This is a genomic window from Xenococcus sp. PCC 7305 (genome assembly GCF_000332055.1).
In the GTDB taxonomy this organism is placed as follows: Bacteria; Cyanobacteriota; Cyanobacteriia; order Cyanobacteriales; family Xenococcaceae; genus Xenococcus.
Map to the genome: position 1 here is coordinate 37,868 of NZ_ALVZ01000234.1, position 24,334 is coordinate 62,201.

At 40.6% G+C, this 24,334-nt stretch carries 21 protein-coding genes; 11 read left to right on the top strand and 10 right to left on the bottom strand.

What is annotated here, in order from left to right:
• Window positions 1-44: 44 nt before the first annotated feature.
• From XEN7305_RS25755 to XEN7305_RS25775, 5 genes are all read left to right on the top strand, one after another.
• Complete coding sequence (locus XEN7305_RS25755; protein WP_006512495.1) at window positions 45-2,513, top strand: ATP-dependent Clp protease ATP-binding subunit; 2,469 nt, start codon at window positions 45-47, stop codon at window positions 2,511-2,513.
• Between the two features lie 126 nt (window positions 2,514-2,639).
• Window positions 2,640-2,864: a hypothetical protein gene (locus XEN7305_RS25760; protein WP_006512496.1), complete on the top strand. Its 225-nt coding sequence runs from the start codon at window positions 2,640-2,642 to the stop codon at window positions 2,862-2,864.
• Window positions 2,865-3,152: 288 nt separating this feature from the next.
• Window positions 3,153-3,416, top strand: a complete 264-nt coding sequence (locus tag XEN7305_RS25765) for a hypothetical protein (RefSeq protein WP_006512497.1) — start codon at window positions 3,153-3,155, stop codon at window positions 3,414-3,416.
• On the top strand, window positions 3,417-3,881 hold the full coding sequence (locus XEN7305_RS25770; RefSeq protein ID WP_006512498.1) for a type II toxin-antitoxin system VapC family toxin: 465 nt from the start codon (window positions 3,417-3,419) through the stop codon (window positions 3,879-3,881).
• A gap of 147 nt (window positions 3,882-4,028) precedes the next feature.
• Window positions 4,029-4,778: a class I SAM-dependent methyltransferase gene (locus XEN7305_RS25775; RefSeq protein WP_006512499.1), complete on the top strand. Its 750-nt coding sequence runs from the start codon at window positions 4,029-4,031 to the stop codon at window positions 4,776-4,778.
• A gap of 41 nt (window positions 4,779-4,819) precedes the next feature.
• On the opposite strand, the gene tadA is transcribed toward XEN7305_RS25775, so the two are convergent.
• From tadA to XEN7305_RS25800, 5 genes are all read right to left on the bottom strand, one after another.
• A complete protein-coding gene (gene tadA / locus XEN7305_RS25780; RefSeq protein WP_173399716.1) occupies window positions 4,820-5,359 on the bottom strand; it encodes a tRNA adenosine(34) deaminase TadA in 540 nt (179 codons plus the stop codon).
• A 44-nt stretch (window positions 5,360-5,403) separates the two neighbouring features.
• Window positions 5,404-6,060, bottom strand: coding sequence for an HAD-IA family hydrolase (locus XEN7305_RS25785; protein WP_006512501.1), 657 nt, complete (start codon window positions 6,058-6,060; stop codon window positions 5,404-5,406).
• Window positions 6,061-6,181: 121 nt separating this feature from the next.
• Window positions 6,182-7,120, bottom strand: coding sequence for a tRNA epoxyqueuosine(34) reductase QueG (gene queG / locus XEN7305_RS25790; RefSeq protein ID WP_006512502.1), 939 nt, complete (start codon window positions 7,118-7,120; stop codon window positions 6,182-6,184).
• Window positions 7,110-8,249, bottom strand: coding sequence for an HAD family hydrolase (locus XEN7305_RS25795; protein ID WP_006512503.1), 1,140 nt, complete (start codon window positions 8,247-8,249; stop codon window positions 7,110-7,112). Before XEN7305_RS25795 ends, queG begins: the two co-directional genes overlap by 11 nt.
• A 115-nt stretch (window positions 8,250-8,364) precedes the next feature.
• Window positions 8,365-9,210 carry a hypothetical protein gene (locus XEN7305_RS25800; protein WP_040899695.1) on the bottom strand — a complete coding sequence of 282 codons (846 nt, stop codon included), beginning with the start codon at window positions 9,208-9,210 and terminating at the stop codon, window positions 8,365-8,367.
• Window positions 9,211-9,600: 390 nt separating this feature from the next.
• Between XEN7305_RS25800 and XEN7305_RS25805 the strand changes: the two genes are divergently transcribed.
• Both XEN7305_RS25805 and XEN7305_RS25810 read left to right on the top strand, forming a co-directional pair.
• Window positions 9,601-10,098: a 2TM domain-containing protein gene (locus XEN7305_RS25805; protein ID WP_006512505.1), complete on the top strand. Its 498-nt coding sequence runs from the start codon at window positions 9,601-9,603 to the stop codon at window positions 10,096-10,098.
• A gap of 149 nt (window positions 10,099-10,247) precedes the next feature.
• Window positions 10,248-11,843 carry a TolC family protein gene (locus tag XEN7305_RS25810; protein ID WP_006512506.1) on the top strand — a complete coding sequence of 532 codons (1,596 nt, stop codon included), beginning with the start codon at window positions 10,248-10,250 and terminating at the stop codon, window positions 11,841-11,843.
• Between the two features lie 186 nt (window positions 11,844-12,029).
• On the opposite strand, the gene dcd is transcribed toward XEN7305_RS25810, so the two are convergent.
• On the bottom strand, window positions 12,030-12,623 hold the full coding sequence (gene dcd / locus XEN7305_RS25815) for a dCTP deaminase (protein ID WP_006512507.1): 594 nt from the start codon (window positions 12,621-12,623) through the stop codon (window positions 12,030-12,032).
• A gap of 503 nt (window positions 12,624-13,126) precedes the next feature.
• On the opposite strand from dcd, the gene XEN7305_RS27150 reads away from it, so the two are divergent.
• A complete protein-coding gene (locus tag XEN7305_RS27150; RefSeq protein ID WP_006512508.1) occupies window positions 13,127-16,135 on the top strand; it encodes a CRTAC homolog protein in 3,009 nt (1,002 codons plus the stop codon).
• A 167-nt stretch (window positions 16,136-16,302) separates the two neighbouring features.
• Here XEN7305_RS27150 and XEN7305_RS25825 read toward each other — a convergent pair whose 3' ends face one another.
• Window positions 16,303-16,932, bottom strand: a complete 630-nt coding sequence (locus XEN7305_RS25825; RefSeq protein WP_006512509.1) for a response regulator transcription factor — start codon at window positions 16,930-16,932, stop codon at window positions 16,303-16,305.
• Window positions 16,933-17,111: 179 nt separating this feature from the next.
• Here XEN7305_RS25825 and XEN7305_RS25830 point away from each other — a divergent pair, with 179 nt between their 5' ends.
• Complete coding sequence (locus tag XEN7305_RS25830) at window positions 17,112-19,049, top strand: transglycosylase domain-containing protein (protein ID WP_006512510.1); 1,938 nt, start codon at window positions 17,112-17,114, stop codon at window positions 19,047-19,049.
• A 258-nt stretch (window positions 19,050-19,307) separates the two neighbouring features.
• Here the strand turns inward: XEN7305_RS25830 and XEN7305_RS25835 are convergent, their stop codons facing one another.
• Together XEN7305_RS25835 and XEN7305_RS25840 are read right to left on the bottom strand one after the other, a co-directional pair.
• Entirely contained in the window at window positions 19,308-20,630 is a 1,323-nt protein-coding gene (locus XEN7305_RS25835; protein ID WP_006512511.1) for a cysteine desulfurase-like protein, read from the bottom strand.
• A gap of 37 nt (window positions 20,631-20,667) precedes the next feature.
• Window positions 20,668-21,393: a 2OG-Fe dioxygenase family protein gene (locus XEN7305_RS25840; RefSeq protein WP_040899739.1), complete on the bottom strand. Its 726-nt coding sequence runs from the start codon at window positions 21,391-21,393 to the stop codon at window positions 20,668-20,670.
• Window positions 21,394-22,002: 609 nt separating this feature from the next.
• Here XEN7305_RS25840 and XEN7305_RS25845 point away from each other — a divergent pair.
• Complete coding sequence (locus XEN7305_RS25845; RefSeq protein WP_006512513.1) at window positions 22,003-22,497, top strand: thioesterase family protein; 495 nt, start codon at window positions 22,003-22,005, stop codon at window positions 22,495-22,497.
• 101 nt (window positions 22,498-22,598) lie between these two features.
• The gene (locus XEN7305_RS25850) at window positions 22,599-23,768 is read left to right on the top strand and encodes an FtsW/RodA/SpoVE family cell cycle protein (protein ID WP_006512514.1); all 1,170 of its coding nucleotides are present in this window, start codon (window positions 22,599-22,601) and stop codon (window positions 23,766-23,768) included.
• A gap of 94 nt (window positions 23,769-23,862) precedes the next feature.
• Here the strand turns inward: XEN7305_RS25850 and XEN7305_RS25855 are convergent, their stop codons facing one another.
• Window positions 23,863-24,237 (bottom strand): hypothetical protein, encoded by a 375-nt coding sequence (locus tag XEN7305_RS25855; RefSeq protein ID WP_006512515.1) that lies wholly within the window; start codon window positions 24,235-24,237, stop codon window positions 23,863-23,865.
• Window positions 24,238-24,334: the final 97 nt, after the last annotated feature.

Here is a 24,334-nt window from a genome sequence, read left to right on the forward strand (position 1 = left end):
GAATCACCATTACAAGGGCAAGCAGTAGGTGATGGAAGGAAGTCATGTTTGAACGCTTCACAGAGAAAGCTATTAAAGTAATCATGTTAGCCCAGGAGGAAGCACGCCGCCTGGGTCATAACTTCGTTGGCACAGAGCAAATTCTTCTGGGCTTAATTGGCGAGGGAACTGGAGTAGCAGCCAAGGTACTTAAATCTATGGGTGTCAATCTCAAAGATGCTCGGATTGAAGTTGAAAAAATCATTGGTCGCGGTTCTGGTTTCGTGGCAGTGGAAATTCCGTTCACTCCCAGAGCCAAGAGAGTCCTCGAACTATCTCTAGAAGAAGCTCGTCAATTAGGACACAACTATATTGGAACAGAACATCTACTGCTCGGTTTGATTCGAGAAGGAGAAGGGGTTGCTGCTCGCGTACTAGAGAACCTGGGAGTCGATCTTTCTAAAGTTCGCACTCAGATTATCAGAATGCTTGGGGAAACTGCTGAGGTTGCGACTGGTGGTGGTAGCTCAGGCAGAAACAAAACTCCAACTCTTGATGAATTTGGCTCTAATCTGACCCAAATGGCCTCAGAAGGTAAGTTAGATCCTGTTGTCGGTCGCCAAAAAGAAATCGAACGAGTTATTCAAATTCTCGGACGTCGTACCAAAAATAATCCGGTGCTGATTGGGGAACCTGGGGTTGGTAAAACTGCGATCGCAGAAGGGTTAGCCCAGCGCATTGCCAATCAAGATATCCCTGACATCCTAGAGGAAAAACGAGTCGTCACTCTCGATATTGGGTTGTTAGTTGCAGGAACCAAGTATCGTGGGGAGTTTGAGGAAAGACTCAAAAAGATCATGGACGAGATCCGTCAAGCTGGCAATGTGATTTTGGTAATTGATGAAGTTCACACCTTAATCGGTGCTGGGGCAGCTGAAGGTGCGATCGATGCAGCAAATATCCTGAAGCCAGCCTTGGCTCGCGGGGAACTGCAATGCATCGGGGCAACAACTTTGGACGAATATCGTAAGCATATTGAGAGAGATGCCGCTCTAGAACGTCGTTTCCAACCCGTAATGGTAGGTGAGCCTTCGGTTGAAGAAACCATCGAAATCCTTTACGGTTTGCGGGAGCGCTACGAGCAACATCACAAGCTGAAAATTTTGGATGAAGCCTTAGAAGCCGCAGCTAAACTATCGGATCGTTACATTAGCGATCGCTATTTGCCCGACAAGGCGATCGATTTAATTGATGAAGCTGGTTCTCGGGTGCGTTTGATCAATTCTCAACTGCCTCCTGCGGCTAAAGAATTAGATAAAGAATTACGGGGAATTCTTAAGGAAAAAGATGATGCGGTGCGTTCTCAGGATTTTGATAAGGCTGGGTCTTTGCGCGATCGCGAAATGGAAATCAAGGAGCAAATTCGTAATATCGCTTCAGCGAAGAAAAGCGAAGAAGATACTGAAACTAATTCGCCCTTTGTCGATTCTGAAGAGATTGCCCATATTGTTGCCTCTTGGACTGGTGTCCCAGTTAACAAGCTCACCGAGACTGAATCTGAAAAACTCTTGCATATGGAGGATACACTCCACCAGCGCATTATTGGCCAAGAAGATGCGGTTAAAGCTATTTCTCGGGCAATTCGTCGGGCAAGGGTAGGCTTGAAAAACCCCAATCGCCCGATCGCAAGTTTCGTATTTTCCGGGCCTACTGGGGTTGGTAAAACTGAGCTCACCAAAGCCCTAGCAACTTATTTCTTCGGCTCGGAAGAGGCCATGATCCGTCTTGATATGTCGGAATATATGGAGCGTCACACTGTCTCCAAATTGATTGGTTCTCCTCCAGGATATGTAGGTTACAACGAAGGGGGTCAATTAACTGAAGCGGTTCGTCGTCGTCCTTATACTGTGGTGCTCTTTGATGAGATTGAGAAAGCGCATCCCGATATCTTCAATATGCTGTTGCAAATTTTGGAAGATGGTCGTTTAACTGATGCCAAGGGCAGAACGGTAGATTTCAAAAATACGCTATTGATTCTGACTTCTAACATTGGTTCTAAGGTCATTGAGAAAGGTGGCGGTGGATTAGGTTTTGAGTTTGAAGATAATGCGGGAGAAGCCCAATACAATCGGATTAAATCCCTAGTTAACGAAGAGCTGAAAAACTATTTCCGTCCTGAGTTCCTCAATCGTTTGGATGAGATTATTGTCTTCCGTCAGTTGAGTAAGGATGAGGTCAAGGAAATTGCCGAAATTTTGCTTAAAGAGGTCTTTACTCGTCTGACAGAGAAGGAAATCGATCTCGAAGTTACAGACAAATTCAAAGAACGCTTAGTCGATGAAGGATTTAACCCTGCCTATGGGGCGCGTCCGTTACGTCGAGCAATTATGCGTTTGTTGGAAGATGTCCTCGCAGAAGAGATTCTTTCTGGTCGTCTAGGAGAAGGCGATACTGCGGTTGTTGATGTTAATGAGGAAGGAAAGGTCAAAATCTTACCTCAGCTGAAGAAGAAAGAATTGTTACCTTCTTCTTAAATGTTTTAGATTCAGCAAAAGTTATTAAATAAATTTTAGTAGTAGGGAATTAGTCTTCTCTACTATTTTTTTATTAAGATAGAGAACAGCGATCAAACCTTTAATGTATCTAGAAGTTTTAGTGGAGTGAGAAGTTGTGGGGATAGAGGAAGACAGGAATCCGAAGCGAGAGCTGCTTGTCTTAATGATGCGCGCGCGAAATATGGAGCTTCTGCCTCCTTAACACTCTTAACAGATCCTCCAAGTTTTAGAGGAGATGCAGATCAACGTAATGGTGTCTGTGCAAGAAGAATCCTTGGTGCTTGTGTTGATTTCAAAGATGAATTGAATGTTCTGGGAGAGTTGACGTAAACTGCTCAGTAAAAGTTTGCTTCCCTGATTAGTGTGATCGCAGATCTTGTCTTAGGCTGACATAGATAAAATAGTGCACTAGGTTTTTCTGCTAAACACTTTTTTTAGCTAAGTTGTAGCAGTTTTCTAAAGCAACATTTAAGGCGTGTCAGTCTACTAGAGGTTTTTAGCTAGAGATCGAGCAACACTTTAGCTAATTGAGATCGCAGATCTTGCAGAACAAAATAATAGGATGTTTAAGCCTTGGTACAATAGAGGACAAAGCCTTTTTAATCTAAGTTCACTTCAATGTCTCAGGCAATTCTTAATCAAATTCTTGACCAACTGCCAGATTTAGAAAAATCTGAATTACAACATCTTAGTCAAGAAATCCAAGGTTATCTTTCAGATAGAGAAACAGTTACTAAACGAGCAGCATTCCATCAAGCCTTAGTTGAATCTGGTTTAGTAAGAAAGATCAAAAAACCTGCCTTTGCCCAAAAAACAGACAAACAGCTTATTCCAATTCAAGGTGAACCAGCTTCTCAAAGCATTATTGAGGAACGCCGATAGATGGCAATTTACTTTGTAGATAGTAGTGCCTTGGTAAAAAGATATATCAGTGAAATTGGCTCAGCATGGGTTTTAGAATTATTCGATTTTCCCCAAGACAACGAGATTTTTATTGCAGCAATCACTGCTGTTGAAATCATTTCAGCAATTACCCGACGGGCACGCGGTGGGAGTATTCGTTCTGCTGATGCAATACTTATATGTAATCAATTTAAGAGTGATTTACAAACAGACTATCAAATTGTCGAAATTACAGAGGAAGTCATCAACTCTGGGATATTATTAGCTGAAAAGAGAGGATTACGAGGCTATGATGCAGTTCAGTTAGCGGCAGGTTGTGCAGTCAATTTGCTTTGTATAGCTAGTGGTTTATCACCTGTAATTTTTGTATCAGCAGATAATGAATTAAACCTAGCTGCTTCTCAAGAAGGTCTATCAGTTGAAAATCCCAACAGCTGTCAGTAATGCAATGTGATCGTAGATTTTTGATCAAACGCGATCTCCTGAGAAAAGAATAGTATTGCGATCGCAGATCTTGTACCGCACATTAACGGCAGTGTAACGTACAAAGTAAAACAACAAAACTCAGTAAATATTTTATAGTTTGCACAAATGAAAAAATATATTGTTGGCTTTGCCGTTTTGATTATGGCAACAGTTTTATTTTTAGTTAACTTTGCTTATGAGCCTGATTTATTGGCAACAGATACCAATTATCCTAGTTATTATCAGGAAAAAGCCTTTCATAGTCGAGGTGGAATTGGGAAATTTTATCTTGGGAGAGAAATTGCTCAAGTAATGGGACATCAGGCGATGAGGTGGCTAGAAAGACCCAGTAGAGAAAACCAAGAACATCCCTCAGCTGTCGTCCAGGCTTTAGAGTTAAAGGATACAGATATTGTTGCTGATATCGGTGCTGGGACAGGATATTTTAGCTTTCGCATGGCTCCTTTCGTATCTGAAGGAAAAGTATTAGCTGTTGATATTCAACCTGAAATGTTAGATGTCATCGAAAGTTTAAAACAACAGAAGCAGGTAACAAATATAGAAACGGTTTTAGGAGAAGTCTATGATCCTCATCTTCCAGAAAATACTATCGATTTAGTGTTAATGGTAGATACCTATCATGAGTTTGCTTTTCCCCGGGAAATGATGGAAAGCATCTTTAATTCTTTAAAAATTGGCGGCAGAGTGATTCTCGTCGAATATCGTAGAGAAGATCCTTTTATTATGATCAAACCTCTACATAAAATGACTCAAAAGCAAGTCAAGAAAGAGATGAAAACTGTTGGTTTGCAATGGGTTGATACTCAAGAGTTTCTTCCTCAACAGCATTTTATAGTTTTTGCTAAGTCAGGTTAGATTTTATTTGTAAATATGCGTTAATAGTCACTCTAATCATTCTAATAATTCCCAGAATTGTGGATTTTTGAGGTTCTACTTTTTCGTCTGTGAGCAAACCAAGATTGGAGCATTTGCCGACATTCAACTTCAGCAACTCCAGCTAAAACCAACAAGCGATGATTAGAAGCTGCACTATCAGGAATATTCATCACAGTCCGAATTGCCCCAGTTTTGGGATCATCAACTCCATAAACTAATAACCCAATTCTTGACTGAACGATCGCACCTGCACACATGGGACAAGGTTCCAAGGTCACATAAAGAGTGCAATCATTTAAATGCCAGTTCTGTTTCACTTGACTGGCAGCCCGTAAAGCAATAATTTCGGCATGGGCAGTCGGATCTTGATTTCTTTGCTTAAGATTATTGGCTTTGGCGATCGCATGACCTTGGGCATCAACCACGATCGCCCCTACAGGAATATCTCCCCCATCTCCTGCTTCTTTGGCCAGCGCGATCGCCTGAGCCATCCAGTCTTGATGAACTAAATATTCTTCCCTAGTCAAGGACAATAAATAATTAGGTCTACTCCTCGGCATGAGATGTTCCCCATCTGCCATCTGCCATCTGCCATCTGCCTTCTTCAAGATGCACCTAGCTTTACGGGGCTCGGAGAGATCGCCTCCAATAATTCAGTCGGGTTAGCAGCCAAAAAATCCGGTTGGTATTCTGCCAAAATCTCTTGAGAATTAAATCCCCAACCCACGGCAATTATGCCAATGCCACTTTTTCTAGCTGAGCGAATATCTCTAGTTTCATCCCCCACATAAATAACATCTGTTTTTTTGAGTTTACGTTTTCTGACAATCTCATTAATAATGCGATGCTTGCCAAAAATATTAGTTCCCGAATATATAAAATCAAAAAGATATTCCAGATTATTCTTCTGCAGAAACATTATTACATTTTTTTCTACATTAGAAGTGACAATGCCTAAGACATAATCCCTTTGTTTCAAAGCTATTAATACTGACTCGATTCCCTTAATAGGGGCAAGATCGGCAATTTGATGTCCTAATTCTTTCTGAACTCTTTTAACCAAGAAAGGAATTTTAAAAAGAGATATTTCTGTGCGTTTAACTATATCTTTGGAACTAAGATTTTTAAATAATAGGAGTTCTTCCTCACTCATTGGCTGATAGCCAAATTCAGAAGATAAATCGTTGGTAATATCAACAATGGCTTGATAGGTATCGGCAATTGTGCCATCAAAATCAAAAACAATAACTTTTTTCGTCATCCTCTTGCCAGGAATGTAAGCAGCAAATAATTTCAGGAACGAGACTTAGTCTATTTTGGCGTTCAATTAATCAATTAAGTTAATTATAAGTGATTATTGGAGTTTGCACTCAAAACCTAATTCACTGTTCCTTGATATATTTCAGATTTGCCTGGGCATTACGTTGCCACATCTGAGGCTTGATCCTGCGAAGAGCAGAAGCCCGAAAGCGACGATCCCATTCGCCCGACTCGATGCTTGCTAATTCTGTTAATTGAGGGTGAAGGTTTTCGGGATAGGGTTGAAAATCTTCAATGTCTGTTTCTTGGGCAAAACGTTGATTCCAGGGACAAACATCTTGGCAAATATCGCAACCTGCTACCCATCCTGATAATTTTTGGGCAATTTCTGCTGGTAATTCTGGCTCCCGATTTTCGATTGTGTGATAGGCAATGCAACGATTGGCATCTACAACAAAGGGCTTGGCGATCGCATTGGTCGGACAGGCTTCTAGACAACGAGTACAAGTCCCACAATGTGAGCTATGGGGCTGATCGGCAGTTATTGCTAAATTGGTTAAAATCTCCCCCAAAAAGACCCAGCTACCATAGTCTCTGGTGATCAGATTGCCATTTTTGCCAATCCAACCCAGACCAGCTCGTTGCGCCCAAACCTTATCTTGAACTGGCCCAGTATCAGAGTAATAACGAGTTGTGATATTGTCCCCTTGTTCTTGCAGCCAGCTACTTAAAGCCTTGAGTTTTTTCTGCATCACCTTATGATAATCTCGACCCCAACCATAACGAGATATCTTAGCGATTTCTGGAGCATCGGCATGTTGATGGGGACTGTAATAGTTCACGGCCACGACGATCAGCGATCGCGCATCTGGTAAGCAAAGACGAATATCGGCTCGCTTAGGATTTGCCATCCAGGCCATATCGGCGTGATAGCCAAATGCTAACCAGTTGTTGAGATGTTCAACAGCGGCATCATCGGGGATGTCGTCAACAGAAACGATTCCTACCTTGTGAAAGCCAATATTTTTGGCAGCCTCTTTAATGCGATCGCTATTTATCATCAATTTTCAGGCTCAATAATTCAGGTAAATCTAAAACGCTATCTAAGATTACATCGCAACCTAAATTCCCTAACATTACTCGTTTTTTCCTGATCGCCTCTCCTTCAGCAAAACCGGTCAAAACGCCAACAGAAACAACTCCTGCTTTTTTTGCCGCGACCACATCACTGCCCGCATCTCCGATGTAAGCAATAGTTTTAGGATTAGAGATCTTAAACTCATCACTAGCTAAATTTACTACCGATTCCTGGGGATAAAGGGCTTTATATAAAATAAAAGGATGGGGTTTTCCTAGTTTAGTTTGATTGTCAGCGACCAGTGCCGATTCGGCAGCAATTACTTCGTCGTAAGTAACAATGCGAGTGGGAGCAAAATACTGGAGAATTCCTAAATTTGTGAGAGGTTGGATAACTTCGTTGCGAGGTCTGCCTGTTGCGATCGCCAGGGTAAAATTTCCCGAATCAGACAAAGCCTTGAGAGTTTTATCAATGCTCGCCAAATCAATTACCGTCTCATCATCAGGTAAATCATAGCCTTTTTTGCCTTCATACCAGGCTTGGAAATTATCATAACAAAGCTGCCATAATTCTCCTTTGGGATCAAAAAAGGCAAAATGCTGCCCCAGTTTTTCGGCAATAAAGGTATTCACATAGTTCAAGACAGCTGCCCCAGTCAAAGATTTTGTTTCTGCCCAAAATTGTGAGATCGCATCATCACTGATCTGGCTTTGATAATTACGAGAATGCAATAATTCGCCGATGCTTTGTAATTGTTTTTCGAGAGTTAAATCATTATCCTGGAGAATATTGGCTAAACTTGTAGGCTGTTCTCGGGCAATTGTAGCGAAAATACCGGCAAAATGTAGACAGCAAACAAAAAAAGTTAAGTCCCAGTTAGAGTTAATTGCCCGACTCTTTAATTCATAAATAAAACTTTTAGGGATAATATTATCCCCAATTTTTTCTAGTCTAGTCGAAACATCGGGACTAGAGCCAAAATAGTTAGTTAATCCCAAATAATTGCGATCGCAGATTAATTCCCAAGCAGTCAAACGCGAAGTGTTCCAGTATTTCTTTTCACTGGTAATCACTCCATCTAGATCAAAGATTAAAGTCTTAATTGATTTCATTAGAAATTACTGGTTTAACCTATTTATCTTTTATTTCTTAAGTTTCAGCATTTTAGCGTAGTTGAGCGATCCAGAAAATGCAGCTTTTGCCCTGACTTTTGAGAATAGAACATGATTAGTCTTTGTATTCGAGTTCTAAGAGTTGCAACAGCTTTTCTTCTAGATCGCTTAGGTGAGGAGCAGTCAGTTTCGCCAAACCATTGAGAACCCATAATGCCGCATCATCCAAGTCTCCTGTTTGATGGATAGCATTCATGCGATCGCGAATAATGGCCATCTCCTGGCATTCTTCGGTGGAATAGCCCAAAGATTTAAGATTTTCGGCCCGCAGAATATAGTTATCATTCCAAGTGCTTACTTGACAGCTTAGTTTATAAATATCCTTAACAATACACCAACAGCCACCCTTGCCACGCAATTCGGGGTTGTCTTTGGTCATAATCTGGCAAATTTCGCCTACCCGAAAAGGTATGGGTTTCGGGTTATTGTCTTTCATTCTTTTCACCACTTCTTTGACGATTCTACCCGTGGGGACTTTGCCCCCAGCCTGCTCGACAGCAGTCTCCCAAGCGATAGGTTGCTCATCGATAGTCAGTTCACTTAAAGGCCGGACTTGTCCTTCTTTGGTTGGAAGAACTGGGACAATTGGTTCACATTTGTCGATCAGATTGTCATAAATTTGGGCGGCTTCAATAAGTTGATAGGGACGACGACGGGTAAAATCGAAGCGATCGCGACAATATTCTTCAAAGGTGACATGGGTCGAACGATAAAGTCTGCGGTTTCGTAATTCCCGTAAAGCCTTTCCCGCTTCATAAAAGGCTCTTTCTACTTTTTTTTCTAGGGAAAAACGAATGCTCTCTTCCTCAATTGTCAGAGGATCTACAGGCATTAAAACGAGTTGTTTTCTTGAGGCATCCGATTTTTTATTTTTGCGTGATCGCTGTGTTAAAGCCGTCATCTTTTGAACAAATAAAGCTAAAGCAATAGTGACGAATCAACTGTAACCAAGCAAAATTCCAGGAAAAACTGTCTTTTAATGCTTTTTCAATTATTTAATCAGACTTTTTGAGCAGACTTGCCCAACAAAGGTTCGATCCCGCAGATGTCATCCCTGCAAAGGAAACTGCGCCATAACCGATGATCTAGACAAGCAAAGTTCGGGCCATTCATGTCGTATGATAACTACGGGTTTTCTCGGAAAAATTTTTAAGTTTTAATTAATAACCAGTCCCCAATATTTATGTCACGGAGGAATTACTACCTAGGTTGTCATTGTTCCCTAATTGAAGTATATTAGCAATTTTATGTAATTAGGCATAATTGAATAGGAAGAGATTATTAGATAGCCATGCCCGATTCGTCCGTACAATATCCAGAACTATATACAACAGAAGATATTCAACATATTCTCCAGATTGCGATCGCTCGACAAGGAGAAGATGATCAACTAACGAGAAAACAACTTTGGGAAATTGCTGAAGAATTGGATCTAGATCCCCAGACGATACAAGCGGCTGAAACAGATTGGTTACAACTTAAGACGATTCAAGAAAAGCATCTGGCCTTTGATCGCTATCGCCATGATTGCTTCAAACAGAAACTAGTCAAATATCTCATTATCAATGCCTTTCTGGTCGCGATTAATTTTTTGGTGCTTAACTTTACTCCTTGGTCTATTTTTATTCTCTTACTTTGGAGTCCCGCCATTGCATTGAGTGCCTGGAAAACTTTCCATCTTCAGGGAGACGAATACGAAAGGGCTTTTCAACGTTGGGATTTCCAGAATGAGGTAAAAAAGACAGTTAATAATTTGTGGCAAAGACTATATAAAGCCTGGAAAATTTAGACGGCCATAAATTAAGCCTTAGAAATGATTTGCCGACAATAATACTCGCAAACAAAACACTTACCTAAGATAAAGTCAGAATCAATAATCTAGGATATATTAGTTACGACTATTTTCAATATATAAGATATAGATTTAAGGAGTGAGGAGTGAGTAGAGTAGAGTTAATTCTCAAAACTATTGGGGTAAGCGCCGTAATTTTATCTAGTTATATAACCCCAACCTCGGCACAAACAATAGATAAACCGCCAAAACCTCAGAATTTCCATACATCAACTAATATTAAAAATACTACTAGTCCCCTAAAAATATCACAGGCAACAGATACTGTTGAGGAGGAAGAAGTTGAGCAGGTAGAGGAACTAGATCCCACAGTAGAAGCTGAAACTTATTCTGAATTTGAAAGATTGGAACAAGATCCCGATCGCCTAAATCTTCCTGCCACACCAGAAGAAGTAGAAATTAATATCAATGAACCTCTCACCCTCAAACAAGCCCTCGATTTAGCATTAAGAAACAATAAAGACTTAGAAGAGTCGAGATTAAACCTAGTACGAGCAGAAAGAGAATTGCAACAAGCAAGATCGGCTCTCTATCCCGATCTTGATCTACGAGGTAATTTTACAGAAAGTGATTCGGCTGCTTCCGAACGTTCTAGAGAGAGATTTGGCGCTGGTAGTTCAGCAGATGAAGACAGTATTACTCAATTGGATAGTGATATTACTCTTAGTTACAATGTCTATACTGGGGGCAATAGAGGTGCAGACATTCGTCGGGCGAAAAAGAACGTCGAATTTAATCAATTAGATGTCGAAAGAATCACCGAGCAAACTCTTTTTGAAACTGCCAGGGATTACTATGATCTGCAAAATTCCAATGCTCAAGTCAATATTGAAGAAGCCGCAGTCGAGGATGCACAGCAAACATTAAAAGATGCACAACTCTTGGAACAAGCGGGCTTAGGAACTAGATTCGATGTTTTACGGGCAGAAGTAGAATTGGCTAATGCTGAGCAAAGATTGACCACTCGCATAGCCGAACAGCGCACCGCACGTCGACAATTAGCGGAAACTCTGAGTCTGGGACAGCAAGTGAATCTCGAAACTGCTGATGAAATTCAAGAGGCAGGACTTTGGGACAAATCTCTAGAAGAAACCATTGTTTTGGGATACAGCGATCGCGCAGAGCTGGATCAATTATTAGTCCGTAAACAGATTAACGAGGAACAGCGTAAAATTGCTTGGTCTGCGATCAAACCTCAAATAAGTTTGTTTGCCGAGTACGAGATCTTAGAAGTCTATGATGATGATGCGGACTTAGCCGATGGTTATTCCTATGGCGCCAGATTGCAATGGTCAATTTTCGATGGTGGAACAGCTCTTGCTAGAGCAAGACAGGAAGAAACCGATATTTTGATTGATCAAACTGCTTTTGCTAATCAACGAAATCAGGTACGTGTCGAAGTAGAACAAGCTTATTTTGGACTGCAAGCCAACAAAGAGAATATTGTCACCTCTGGAAAAGCTGTAGAACTTGCAGAAGAGAGTCTAAGGCTCGCAAGACTACGTTTCCAAGCAGGAGTAGGGACTCAAACTGATGTTATTGAAGCTCAAACCGAATTGACAACTGCTAGAGGAAATCGCCTTGATGCCATTATTCAATATAATCAATCTCTAAATCAGCTGTACAGAGCTATCAATGGTCTATCTACTTTGGTTCAAACTTTCAATCAAAATTCCCAGTAAGTAAATAGGTAATGGGTAATGGGTAATGGGTAATAGGTAATGGGTAATGGGTAATAGGTAATGGGTAATGGGTAATAGGTAATGGGTAATGGGCAATTCCTCAATATTATTTGATTTAAATCAAAATATGATTATTTTTAACCTAAAACCTAAAACCTAAAGCCTAAAACCTAATTAGTTCTATATTTAGACGATGGGTAATGTTACTTTTTGAGGCTGATTTTGATATTTACCTTTGCGGTCAGAATAGGTAGTTTGGCAAGGCTCTCCCTCCAGAAAAAGTAGTTGAGCAATGCCCTCTGTATAGACTCGGCAATCTGCACTTGAAGCGTTAGAGAACTCAAGAGTTAGATGACCTTCCCAAGAAGCTTCTCCAGGAGTGGTATTTACAATCAAGCCGCATCTAGCATAGCTACTTTTGCCGACACAAACCACCGTGATATTTGGTGGGATACTAAGTTTTTCTAAGGCAACACCCAATCCGTAACTATGGGCAGGAATAATAAAAAAATCTCCGTATTCATCATGCTGTAATTCGACCGCTTCTAAATTGCGAGGATTGAATTGTTTAGGGTTAATGATGGTGCCAGGTATATGTTTGAAAATGAGAAATTCTGAATTAGATAAGCGGATATCATATCCATAACTAGAAACACCGTAGCTCAGCACAGGTATGGTATTCCCTGCATTATTGACCACAGTTCTAACTAATTTGGGTTCAAAAGGCTCGATCATACCTTTTCCAGCTTGCTCAATAATCCATTTATCATTTTTCAACATAATCGTATTATTTAGTACTTGTTCGTTTAATTTAACTGAATTTGCGAGTGAACCTTTAGGATTATACTAGCGAACCGATGATAATTGCATTAGCTAAAGCTTCTATTCAATGTTAGGCATCTTGAATCAGCTTGATTCCTTTTTCCGGTGCCCTATTACCTGTTGCCAATTATCAGTTTAAAAATTTAAGTTAGTCAAAAACGAAATTTTTACAATTACGCTAAATATTGTCAAATTTATAAACAACTATTACCGATCTTGATACAAAAAATATATAAATTACTATTCTTAAATGAGACTATTTATACCAATAGATAATTTTTATATTGATTTACTACTATTTTTGAGAATAATTATGTTCTGATTTTAATTTATATTTAATCCGAGTTAGTATTCCTCCAATCCAGAAGAAATCAAAGATTTTCGTAATTCTTGGAATGGGTTTCATGACTTAGTAAATTAATTAAATCAAAGAACAAATTATAAATATATTCAAATTAACAATGATTAACCAGAACTCTTTTGTCGATATAGCTCAACAGGCGGGAATCACTTGGTCAGAAGCCAGGGGATTTGAAGCTTTTAGTCTTAATTGGCTAGATTATAACGATGATGGACTGGAAGATTTATTTGTGAGTGGCCATGGATATTTTGTCCCAACAACTATTAATCCTGAGGGGAAAAAGCCCAGTCTTTATATTAATAATGGAGATGGCACTTTTACCAATATCTTTGAGGATTTTACCGTCAAAAATAATGGCGATTTACATGGAACAAATTGGCAAGATATTGATAATGATGGGGATCTCGATCTTTTTGTGGTTGGCGGCGGAAATTTGGGAGGAAATGATGTAGATGCCAATCTCTTATATATTAATGATAATGGAGTTTTAAGAGAACAAGCTGGAGAAAAAAATCTTCGATTTAAAATTGGTAGAGGCCGGTCCGCTCTTTGGTTTGATAGCAATAATGATGGCTTACTAGATGTTTTACAGCTCAATGGGCTCAGAGAAGATGGTTTAGGCAAAACAACTTTTTTTCGTCAAAATGCTGATGGCACATTTACTAATGCTCGGGTTGAAGTTGGTCTGAATTTCAATGAACCGGCCCGTTCTGCTCAATTGGCAGATTTAACTGGAGATGGCAAACTAGATCTGGTCATTCAGGGTACTTACAGTTTTCCTCTGAAAGTTTACGATATCTCAACTGGTTTATTTCAGGATATTACCAATCAGTTTCCTATCTTGAGTGATCCTCCTGCCGAACCGACTCAAGATTTTATCGATCATCAGGCGGCTAGGGATTTTGCGATCGCAGACTTTAATAACGATTTGCGTCCCGATATTTTCATGACCCGCTCTAGTACCAAACAACAAGGCTCTAGTCTGGTGCAAACTTCGGGAAAAATGCTCGCTGCGGATTTGTTTTTGAACTCTGGTGATGGCATCAATGATATTGGTTTTCGTCTTCAAACCAATGGGAATCTGGCTCTAGACACTTTTGATGTCAATGGTTTAGTCGCTAATCTCAATGTCAATCAAATCTTCATCGGAGCTTCGGGGCGCAATCCCACCGCTGCAGAATTGGCAGCAATTACTCAGTTTGCATCACCCAATTCCTCAGCTTTACAAACTGTTAACAGCGATCGCGCGGGTTTAGTTCTCAACCCCAATGATGCTTCAGTTTTTGGCTTAACAACGCCTGATCCTGCTACCAAAGGTCTATACATTGGCTACAACTTTTTTAGTCAAACTTGGCAAGTCCGGTTAGTTTCTCCCAATAGAGAACGCCTACGGCTAGTAGTTGAAAGTACGGAGCAGATCAACAATACAAACACAATTGGTTTTACCACTGTAGATCCTAATGTCAATAGACTTAGCGATCGCTTATGGCTTTATGATTCGGCAACAGATCAATATCAAGATAGTTCCATCGCTTCAGGGATTACAGCTTTAACTTCTGCTCAATCAGTAGTGGCAGGAGACTTTGATAATGATATGGATGTAGATTTATATCTTGCCAATGCCTATGCTAGCTTTAATCAACCGAATATTTTCTATGACAATCAAGGCGATGGTAGTTTTATCCCCGTAGAAGTTAGTGGAGCTGAAGGCACAGCCATTGGCCCCCATATTCTCGATTTTGATATTGGACAGAGACTAGCCGTTGCCGATTTTGATAATAACGGCTTTTTAGATATTTTTGCGGGCTCTCTGACATCGCGATCGCGTGATCGCACTTATTTAGGCGAAGCGCCCCAACTTTTCCAAAATCAAGGGAACAATAATAATTGGATTCAGTTCAAATTAGAAGGTACAACTTCCAATCGTGATGCTGTTGGTGCCAGAGTTATTCTGACAACTCCCGATGGCACTAGTCAGCTCAGAGAACAAAATGGGGGCAATCATCTTTTTGGGCAAAATTCCCAAAGAATTCACTTTGGTTTAGGACAAAACAATCAGATCGAAAATTTACGAGTAGAATGGCCTTCGGGAGCCACGCAAGAATTTAGCAATGTAGCAATCAATCAGATTCTGACCATTACTGAGGGGCAAGATATTCCTCCACAACCAAATCCCGAACCTGATCCAGATATTATCGGGACAGCTAATGATGATCAACTTACTGGCACTAATAGTCAAGACTATATCTTAGGGGAAGATGGAGACGATACCATTAAAGGCTTAGATGGTGCTGATACGATTTTAGGAGAAGCAGGAGCCGATAGCCTCAATGGGGGGAATGGCAAGGATTTTCTTGATGGTGGAGCTTTTGGCGATACTCTAGTGGGCGGAGAAGGTGCCGATACCCTAGTCGGTGGACTAGGAAAAGATCTCATATTTGGTCAAGGTGGTCAAGATGTATTACAGGGAGGCGCGGGTGATGATACTCTTCGTGGCGGCAATGGCGACGATACTTTGCAAGGGGGCGCAGGCATTGATGTTGCCAAAGAATCTTTTAATGGCGACATTTTGCTGACGAACACAAGTCTGATTGCTCGGGGCACAGATATTTTAGAAGATATTGAAATCGCCAATGTTTTTGCGGGGAGCTCCCATAATTTTGTCGATGCCTCTGCTGTAACCCGGATGCAAGTGATTCTTAATGGCAGTGGTGGTCGTGATACCTTGGTGGGGGGAACTCAAGATGACACCTTGATTGGGGGAGTCGGCGTTGATCTGCTCACCGGCGGCGAAGGTTCAGATGTCTTTTTCTATAAGGCAATCAATCATCGGAATGATCGCATTACAGATTTTGACGTTGCTAAGGATATCATGATTTTCTCCCGTGCTGGTTTTGGGGAAGAATTAACATCTGGTCAGTTTCTTAATGAAGATCAATTTGCGATCGGCTTAGGAACAACTGATGCTAGCGATCGCTTTATTTATAATCCCAACAATGGGAATGTTTTCTTTGATGCCGACGGCAGTGGTTCGGGCCGCGAATTGCTAATTACAACTCTGACTAATACTCCAAATTTATCTCATAGAGATATTTTCATTGTCAATTAGCTCTTAAAACGCTTCTATAGCAATACGAATTTAGGTTATGACAAATGATTATCACACTGCAATTCTTCAAACACTTTGTATATTCTGGATTTTGCTTTTCCCGTTGCCTGTTGCCTGTTGCCTATTCCCCAGCGCGTAGCGCTATAGTTTGAAACTTGTGTCTGAATCTAAAAATACTTGTTCGCCAAAATAGCAGCTTGAGTGCGATCGCGTAAATTAAGACGACGCAAAATACTATTAACGTGATTTTTAACAGTCCGTTCTGCAATATATAATTCCGCGGCGATTTCCCGATTGTTATAACCCTGGGCAATCAATTGTAAAACCTCTTGTTCTCTGGAAGTTAGTTCGCTCAACTCTGATGGTATGGTTGCAGAAATTTCAGCATTAACCGCCAGAGCTTTCTCAAACAATCCAGGCCCTAATTGGGTATATCCTTGATTCACAGCCCGAATTGCCTGGGCGAGCTCGGCAGAGGGAGTATCTTTGAGCAAATAGCCCTTGGCACCAGAAGCCATCGCTTGAGTCACATATTCATCGTCATCAAAAGTAGTTAAAACCAGGATTTTAATCTCTGGGGCTTGTTTGTTCAGAATCCGAATTGCTGCGACCCCGTCCATAATAGGCATCCGAATATCCATGAGGATAACATCTGGCTTGAGCTCTAGCGATCGCTCTACGGCAATTTTGCCATTTTCTGCTTCCCCAACTATTTTCAGATCACTTTGAGTTTCGAGTAAACTGGTTAATCCTTCTCGCACAATACTTTGATCATCTACTAGAAGTACATTTATCATTTTTCTGGACTTACCTAACACCTAACACCTACTACCTAAAACCTTCGATTCCCCCAATTTACCAGCTCGAACATTGGAGTTTGAGGAAACAAGTTGCGAATAGTTTCCTCAAAGTTATAATCTACGAACTAGCTATAATACAGAGTCCCACATCAGTTCGCAGAGGAAGTGAAAACATCGTGTCGTCTAAAGCTATAGAGTCCCATCAGCAACCTCCCAAAAAATTGTCACCTGTCATCTCTTTCACTACTGGAGTTGCCAAAGCTGCTAGTGGAACGTTTTTAGGGATTACCATGATTGGTAGTGCGATCGTCGCAGGAGGCTTAGTTGGTTTAGCGATTAGTTTCCGTAATCTACCTGATGTAAGAGTTTTAAGTAGTTATCTACCTTCTGAGACCAGCTATATCTACGACATCAAAGGCAAACTCCTCACCCGTCTTCACGGAGAAGCCAATCGAGAATTAGTTCCTCTCTCAGAGATCTCAGCGGAACTGAAAACAGCTGTGATTGCCGTAGAAGATAGCAGTTTTTATGAACATAATGGCATCAATCCCTATAGTATTGGTCGCGCGGTTGTAGTGAATTTGCAGAAGGGGGGCGTGCAAGAGGGGGCCTCTACCCTGACGATGCAACTGGTGAAAAATCTGTTTTTAACTCAAGAAAGAACATTTAGTCGTAAATTAGCCGAGGCAATTCTGGCGGTACGAGTAGAACAGGTTTTCTCGAAAGATGAAATTTTGGAAATGTACCTGAATAATATCTATTGGGGTCACAATAACTATGGTGTACAAACCGCGGCTGAAACCTATTTTAATAAAAATGCCTCGGAATTGAACCTCGAAGAATCGGCGATGATGGCGGGTTTAATCCAAGCGCCAGAACAATATAGTCCCTTTTCCCAATATCCAGCTACCAAAAGAAGACAAGCTATTGTGTTAAATCGCATGGCAACTTTAGGTTGGATTTCTGAATCAGAGAAAGATACAGCTAAAACAGCCCCTCTATTGGTCAATAAACCAACTGCCTGGAGTGCAAGTAAATTACCTTTTATTACAGAAGCTGTGACGGCCGAACTCAAAGAACGTTTCGGCTCAGAAGAAGTATTACGAGGCGGCATGAGGGTTCAAACAACTATTGATTTAAATTTCCAGCAAATGGCAGAAAAGTCAGTTCAAGATGGGTTTAAACGTTTACGTCGCTGGGGTGTGCGAGCTGACCAAGTAGCTTTAATTGCGATCGATCCGAGAACTCATTTTGTTAAAGCTTTAGTTGGAGGGGTAAACTACGATGAAAGCCAGTTTAATCGTGCCCTTCAGTCTCGCAGACAACCTGGTTCTGCCTTTAAACCTTTTGTCTATTACACTGCTTTTGCTAGTGGTAACTATAGTCCCTACAGTACTATTGATGACACCCCGGTTCGTTATCGAGTGCCTTCTGGTTGGTATAGACCCCAAAATTATGGCAAGAAATTTTCTGGAACGATCGCCTTGAGAACAGCATTAATCCAGTCTAAAAACGTTCCTGCGGTGAAATTGGGCAAAGCAGTTGGCTTAGAGGATGTAATTGAAGTATGTCGTCTTTTGGGATTGAAGAGTCCTTTGCAACCAGTAGTTTCTCTGCCCTTAGGCTCGATTGGGGTTACTCCGATGGAAATGGCCGCAGCTTATGCCACTTTTGCCAGTAACGGTTGGCATGCTGACCCCACATTAATTTTGCAAGTCGCCGACAGTCGAGGGAATATTCTCCTGGAAAATCGGCCTAAACCGCAGTTACTACTAGATTCTTGGGCAACTGCCAGTTTGACATCTGTTCTCAAAGGAGTTATTGCCCCTGGAGGGACAGCTCCCAATGCTGATATTGGTCGTCCCGCGGCAGGGAAAACTGGTACCACTTCTTCGGAAAGAGATGTCTGGTTTGTTGGTTATGTGCCCCAATTGGCCACCGCTGTTTGGGTTGGGAACGATAACTATAAAACTTTAGGAAGAGGTGTCACAGGAGGTGGTCATGCTGCACCGATTTGGCGCTCTTTTATGTCACAAGCTCTAGCAAATGAACCTGTGAAATATTTTCCCGCAGCCTCTAAATTCACCAGGCCAAAAGCTACTAAAAAAAAGTAAGAAAGACGATTTGGCAATTTTATGGTCTAGTCAGAACTGGTGTTAGGTTCTATACTAAATCGCGTTCTAAAGTGTAATTTTGCATCTCGCGCAAAGACGCAAAGACGCAAAGGTAATTTAAAATGATTTTACGTCTATGAACAAAGGTTATTATTAGCGATTGCCTTGAAGGTCAAGTTGCATTATTCAGAGCATTTTTTGCTTTCTGCTCTTCAGAAACTAAAAAATCAACAAAATTGACTAAAAGTCTTGCTATCATTAGTTTCTAGCCTTTATTTTCGGGGTATTTTTTCGTTCTGCCCTCTCTCTGCCCTCTGCCTTCACCACGTCAGGGGCTTTAGAGGCAATTTCTTTTAAGGTCGCAAGGAGCTGATCAATTTCTGCGATCGCATTGTAATGGACTAAGCCAATACGCAGCAAACCGCCACTGGATTCTAGGCCCAAACGTTCAGTAAGTCCGATCGCATAAAAATTGCCATGCCACGTAAAAATACCGCGATCGCCAAGCTCCTTGGCAATCTCATAGGGAGTTTTGCCTCTGATCCTGATTCCTACAGTAGGAGTTCGCCATCGCAAGCGATTCTGCTCGCTGATACCGTAAAAAGTTATCCCCCGAATTGCTAACAAGCCCCTAATCAAATGTTGGCAAAGTTTTTGTTCATAGCTTTGAATTCCCTCCATAGCAGATACGATGACCTGCCGAGAATCAGCAGCAGGGGAGATTTGCTGACCTAAATCGCTCAAATATTGGATAGTGGCCACTAAGCCTGCAAGTCCTTCAAAATTGGGAGTTCCTGTTTCCCAACAAGCAGGGCTTTCTTGCGGTGCTGGTCGAGCTTTGTCGGGAGGAATGCGATTGAGATGTTCCCTCTTGCCATAAAGAATCCCGACATGGGGGCCAAAAAACTTATAAGCAGAACAAACCAAAAAATCACAATCAAGATCTTGTACATCAATAAGGCCATGGGGCGCATAATGCACTGCATCAATAAAAACTAGAGCCTTGAGCTCATGAGCCATGGTGATAATTTTCTTGACATCATTAATTGTCCCCACAGCATTTGAGGCATAACCCACAGCCACCAATTTTGTCTGTTGATTTAGTTTGGCGGCGAAATCAGACAAATTTAAGGTACAGTCTTCAGGATTGAGATCAACAGTCCGAATAATTACTCCTTGTTCCCTTAATGCTAACCAAGGAGCCACATTAGCATCATGATCTAAGCGAGTAACAATAATTTCATCTCCTGGTTTGAGCTCACGAGCGATCGCCCTACTTAAAGTAAAAGTCAGACTGGTCATATTAGCGCCAAAAACAACCTCATCGCGATCGCAACCCAAAAAATTCGCGATCGCAATTCGCGCAGCATTCATGAGTTCATCAGTTCTAATACTAGTAATAAAAGCCCCATGAGCATTAGCATTAGAGCTCAAAAGGTATTCTTGCATTGCCTTCATCACCGAAGCTGGTACTTGTGTTCCTCCTGGGCCATCAAAAAAAATTATCGGTTGGCCATGAACTTTATGAGTTAAGGCAGGAAATTGTGCTCGTACGCTTTCTACATCAAACAAAGCCATCATAAATACGCCTCTTTTAATTAATAGTTGATAGTCCAAATTACTTAGCCGCAGGCGGCAACAGACCAGGACAAGTAAGCACAAAGACATCTCTAACGCCTGTTCCTGTAGACTTGGTAGTGATAGGTGAAGTGTAGTGCCAAAACTGACTATCGGCGAAGACCAGAAATTCACCAGGATTCAGGATTTTTGTTAGGACAGGACTGCCGTTTTTTGACTGGGAAAGTTTCGTGACCCCTCCTGTAATATTTTCTCGATTGACACAAAAGATACCAACCAAATCTACGCCATCTTGATGAACTCCTTCCGGGGCTGGTTCGCCAATATTAGACTCAGAAGTTATCGTTCTGATTTGGTGAACTGCAATTTCATTAAACTGAGAACAAAGTTTACAAAACTCGTAAAACTCCAAAATAATTTTCTTAAAATCTTTTTGCTTGATGAGTTCGGCTTCGATTTCGGGATACTCTCTAACTACATCGCCGAGAATGGGATTATAGTCACTGCTTTGAAACAGATAATTATGAGGTAACTTGACTATTTTGTTATCAAACTCGCGCGTTCCTTTGCCGAGGGAACCTCGGCAGGGTCGCTCGTCTATTTTGAATCTGGATAAACGTCTAAAACGATAATTATCCTCCAAATATTGATCACCAATTAAATTATCAAAGAAATGAGTAATTTGCTCTAAATCAACAGCATTAATAATCTCTAAAGCATAATCAGTAATACAACTAAAACTTTGTTTTTGAAATGTATTTTGCATGACAAACACCTTCTCCATCAACGTAAAATGGGAAAGTTAATCTCAGTCTATTTTCAAAATTGCTTCGTTATCAGTTATAAGCTTTTTTTCTTAGATAGATATTAGTAACAACCTTCACCATTTAAATTTTGTTTCCTCATTTGGACAACTAAGAAACGATTAAGCACTGGTTCTCAATTGAATTAACACCGGAAAATTATTACTATTACTTGTATAGATGCAGCAATAAAAGACTTCTTGCGACAATAACATCTACTGCTATTAATGCCTATACTCGACCCTATCTACTTGTTAAGACTACCTATATATGCTCAGTGTATCTTAGTTTTGAGAATCACTATAATTCTCTTTCATTATAACTTATGGAAATTAATCAAAAAACAAAACTTTAAATTATCGCATTGTTGTATAGCACTTCTTTAATTGGTGAGATATATAAAGCTCTGCTTTAGGGAATAGGGAATAGGGAATAGGGAACAGTAAACTGTATCTTATTAATTTGAGAGACGCTATTATTGAATGTCGCCGTGATTCTAAAATAAGCAATAATATTATTGAAAAATTAGAGATTCATGCTCTACCATTGAACCTTAGCAAACCCAATGCGATATGACAGAACAACCCCATAAAACTCCCAAATTACCAACATCAGCGATTCAAACTGATTCAGGAATTCGCGCCGAAACAGAACATTGGTTTGAATACCCAGTGATTGCTCAACCTCATCATACTGACTATGGAGGGGTCGTTTGGCATGGAACCTATCTAACTTGGATGGAATCGGCTAGAGTGGAATGCTTGCGTTCTATTGGCGTGGATTTTGCCGAATTGGTTGCTTTAGGTTGCGATCTCCCTGTAGTTGAACTATCTCTGAAATATCATCTTCCTATTCAGTTGGGCATGAGGGCAATTGTAAAAACTCGTTTGAATCAAACCCAAGGAGTCCGCATGCATTGGGATTATAAAATTCAATCTCCCGATACTCAAAAATTATTTGTCTCAGGAAGAGTGACTTTGGTGGGAGTTGATCGCGAAAAGGGCAAAATTGTTCGCCAATTACCAGCTCATCTGCAAAATGCCTTGGGTAAATTAAAGCAGGGCTAAGAATGTTGTTATATTACAGTTTTTTAGCTTCAAGAGCTGTAGCGGCTCCTGGATCTGTGAGATAGACTTTTGCAGTGAACGATTAATTTTCAATTAAACCCGTGCTGCAATATTTAAAATATTTAATTCCTTTTATAAATCCTCAAGTTCGGAACTGGACATGGGAAGCTCGTTTACTGAATTGGTTAACTTGTATTTGGTTGCTGGTTGGTTTGATTACTCTAATATCAGCTTCTTATCCAGAAGGGGTTATTGAACATCAAGATGGATTTTATATTCTAAAACGCCAATTAATTGGAATTATTGTGGGGATTATTGCGTTTAACATCGTAACGAATAAACCCTTGAAAGAAACATTGAAAATATCTCCTATAATGGTTCTTTTTTTACTGTTGCTAATTTTTCTGACCACTGTTCCTGGAATTGGAAAAACAGTATATGGCGCGAGGCGATGGATTGCTTTAGGCCCTTTTTCTCTGCAACCTTCAGAGTTGATTAAACCTTTTTTAGTGCTGCAAGCTGCCTATTTATTTGCTCGCTGGAAAAATCTAACCTGGAATATTCGCGGAACTTGGTTAGCAATTTTTAGTCTTACCCTGGCAGGAATTTTAATCCAACCCAATTTAAGTACCACAGCTTTATGCGGCATGAGTTTATGGTTGATTGCAGTGGCGGCAGAGCTACCTTGGCCTCAATTATTGTCTGTGAGTTTAGGGGGATTAAGTGTTGCCGGATTGAGTTTATGGCACAATCCCTATCAATGGGATCGCATTGTTTTTTTTCTAGAACCTTGGGATGATCCCCAAGGAAAGGGTTATCAATTAATTCAAAGTTTAATTGCGATCGCGTCTGGTGGTTGGTCTGGTTCTGGTTTAGGTTTATCACAACAAAAACTGTCCTATTTACCAATTCGCTCTACGGATTTTATTTTCTCAGTTTATAGTGAGGAATTCGGGTTTATTGGTTGTCTATTCCTGCTGCTTTTTATTATTCTTTACGGAACAATTGCGCTGCGAGTTGCTTTCAAATCCAAGAGTAAAATCCAAAGATTAGTTGCGATCGGGGTTATGGTGTTTCTTGTCGGACAGTCTTTAATTAACATTGCGGTTGCCACCGGCTCTTTACCTACTACTGGCCTGCCTTTTCCTTTCTTTAGCTATGGAATTAATTCTATTGTGGCTAGCTTATTACTTGCTGGTTTACTGATTCGGGTTGCAAGAGAAGGCTCTAAGGGTAAAGTTCTTAAATTGAAAATTGAACAGAGAACTTGATGAGATTCAAAAAAATATAGCGATCGCAACTTCTTCAATTTTACGAAAAACTGCGATCGTTTTGTGCCATCTTTAGCAGATTATGCTTATATCTCTAGTTGATAACCAGTATATCTACTCGTAAATTTTGTCCCCAACCAGAACTTCCAGTGCCGTCATCGATTCTTCGGACACGGAATCGGATGAAAGTTGTTGCCGTTTCAATAACTTGAATCGCAAATTGATCTGTGTATCCGCGATCAAAGTTAGTGCTCTGTCGTGCTTGACAGATAACTACTGATGGAATTTCCACAATATTGAATCCTGAAACTTTGACTGTGACATCTCCAGGTTGAGATCCGATCAGTGCATGTCCGCTGTCTGATACGGTGGATAGAGGTTGAATATCAGATTCTGAATTACGCTGTATTGGCACCTCGATTTCAGGAATAGCAGCAGCACGATCGGGAAGTTTAATTTTTGCGTTCATAGATCTCCTTAATGAATTGATGGATTGCAAAATACCTAACTATATAGATTCCGATCTGCAAAAAAATGCCCTAGAAATTCTAGAGCACTCGATATAT